This window comes from Pseudomonas sp. BS-2016, assembly GCF_001806145.1.
GTDB classification, from domain to species: Bacteria; Pseudomonadota; Gammaproteobacteria; order Pseudomonadales; family Pseudomonadaceae; genus Aquipseudomonas; species Aquipseudomonas lundensis.
This window is the reverse complement of sequence record NZ_MLCT01000129.1, coordinates 1-1,641: the sequence shown is the minus strand read 5'-3', so window position 1 is coordinate 1,641 and position 1,641 is coordinate 1. Positions and strand designations below refer to the sequence as shown.

Annotated in this window: 2 protein-coding genes; both read right to left on the bottom strand. The window is 63.3% G+C overall.

Translation table 11 applies throughout. The features are described from left to right. On the bottom strand, positions 1-682 hold a 682-nt coding region (pqqC, locus tag BKD70_RS22970), incomplete at its 3' end, for a pyrroloquinoline-quinone synthase PqqC (RefSeq protein ID WP_070415466.1). A gap of 11 nt (positions 683-693) precedes the next feature. Continuing rightward, positions 694-1,605: a pyrroloquinoline quinone biosynthesis protein PqqB gene (gene pqqB, locus BKD70_RS22965; RefSeq protein ID WP_034128837.1), complete on the bottom strand. Its 912-nt coding sequence runs from the start codon at positions 1,603-1,605 to the stop codon at positions 694-696. Positions 1,606-1,641 lie beyond the last annotated feature (36 nt).

Below are 1,641 nucleotides of genomic sequence, written 5' to 3'. Positions count from 1 at the left end.
AGGCCATGCTCATGGCGTCCAGCATGCTCCAGAGGATGTCCAGTTTGAACTGGAGAATTTCCAGCATGCGCTCCTGCCCCTCGCGGGTGGTGTAGTGCTGCAGGGTGATCGCCAAGCCGTGTTCCACATCGCGACGGGCTTGGCCCAGGCGTGTGCGGAAGTATTCGTAACCGGCCGGGTCGATCCACGGGTAATGCTGGGGCCAACTGTCGAGGCGCGACTGGTGGATTTGCGGCGCGAACAGCTCGGTCAGCGAGCTGCTGGCGGCTTCCTGCCAGCTGGCGCGGCGGGCGAAATTGACATAGGCGTCCACGGCGAAGCGTACGCCGGGCAGCACCAACTCCTGGGAGCGCAGTTGGTCGGGGTCCAGGCCCACGGCCTGGCCCAGGCGCAGCCAGGCTTCGATACCGCCGTCTTCACCGGGCGCGCCGTCATGGTCGAGCAGGCGCTGGATCCATTCGCGACGGATTTCACGGTCTGGGCAGTTGGCCAGGATCGCCGCGTCTTTCAGCGGGATATTCACCTGATAGTAGAAGCGATTGGCGACCCAGCCTTGGATCTGCTCACGGCTGGCGCGGCCTTCGTACATCGCCACATGGTAAGGGTGATGGATATGGTAGAAGGCGCCCTTGGCGCGCAGGGCTGCTTCGAACTCAGCCTTGCTCAACGGTGTGTCGGTCATTTCTATCGCTCCTACAATTCAATGCTCATGCCGTCGTAAGCCACTTCGACATTGCGCCGCACCAGCTCCGCTCGCTCGGGGGAGTCTTCATCGAGGATCGGGTTGGTGTTGTTGATGTGGATAAGCACTTTGCGCTGTTTGGGCAGTTGCTCGAGCACTTCAAGCATGCCGCCGGGGCCGTTCTGTGCCAGGTGGCCCATCTCACGCCCGGTGCGGGTGCCGACGCCACGGCGCTGCATTTCATCGTCGTCCCACATCGTGCCGTCCACCAGCAGGCAGTCACTGCCGGCCATGATGTCCAGCAGCGGTGCGTCGACCTTGCCCAGGCCCGGGGCGTAGAACAATTTGCCGCCGGTGCGCAGGTCTTCGACGATCAGGCCAATGTTGTCACCGGGGTGCGGGTCGAAACGGTGCGGCGAATAGGGCGGTGCGGCGCTGCGCAACGGCAGCGGGGTGAAGCGCAGGTTGGGGCAGGCCGGGATGGTGAAGCTGGCGTCCAACTCGATGCGGTTCCAGGCCAGGCCACCGTTCCAGTGGGTCAGCATGGTGAACAACGGGAAACCGGTGCTCAGGTCTTCGTGGACCATGTCGGTGCACCACACCTGGTGCGGGCAGCCTTCGCGCAGGCTCAGCAGGCCAGTGGTATGGTCGATCTGGCTGTCCATCAGGATGATTGCGCTGATGCCGGTATCGCGCAGGGCGCGGCCCGGTTGCATGGGCGCAAAGCCCTGGAGTTGTGCGCGGATATCCGGCGAGGCATTGCAGAGCACCCAATTCACGCCATTGTCGGAGATCGCGATGGATGACTGGGTACGCGCCTGGGCCCGCAGGCTGCCATCGCGAAAACCTGCGCAGTTCACGCAGTTGCAGTTCCACTGCGGGAAGCCACCGCCGGCGGCGGAACCTAGAATCTGGACAAACATGATCGCTCCATCAAGCACAGCTCAAAAGAAAAACGC